At 67.3% G+C, this 416-nt stretch carries 1 protein-coding gene; it reads left to right on the top strand.

What is annotated here, in order from left to right; genetic code table 11:
- The coding region (locus tag M8J73_RS34285) for a DDE-type integrase/transposase/recombinase (protein ID WP_249829477.1) at nt 1-416 on the top strand (416 nt) is incomplete at both ends.

The following is a 416-nucleotide window of genomic DNA, read 5'->3' as shown; positions in this document are numbered from 1 at the left end:
GATCCCGGACGGCGGGGGATGGCGGGCCCACGGCCGGGAAGCCGGCAAGACCTACGCGCAAAAACGGGCTCGGATCGGCTACGACTACGTCCACGCCGCTGTCGACGACCACTCCCGCCTCGCCTATGCCGAGATCCATGCCGATGAGAAGGCCGACACCTGCGCCGGCTTCCTCACCCGCACCGCCGCATTCTTCGCAGCCCACGGCATCGACCGCATCGAACGGGTCATCACCGACAACGCCTGGACCTACCGCAAGAGCACTGCCTTCCGCCAGGCCGTGGCCGAGCTGGGCGCCGGGCAACGATTCATCCGCCCGCACTGCCCCTGGACAAACGGCAAGGTCGAACGCTTCAACCGCACCCTGCAAACCGAATGGGCCTACCGCCAGGTGTTCACCAGCAACACCGAACGCG

Origin of the sequence: Streptomyces neyagawaensis (assembly GCF_023516595.1) — a bacterium.
In the GTDB taxonomy this organism is placed as follows: domain Bacteria; phylum Actinomycetota; class Actinomycetes; order Streptomycetales; family Streptomycetaceae; genus Streptomyces; species Streptomyces neyagawaensis.
Note: the sequence above shows the minus strand (reverse complement) of the source record. Positions and strands in the feature narration are given on the sequence as shown.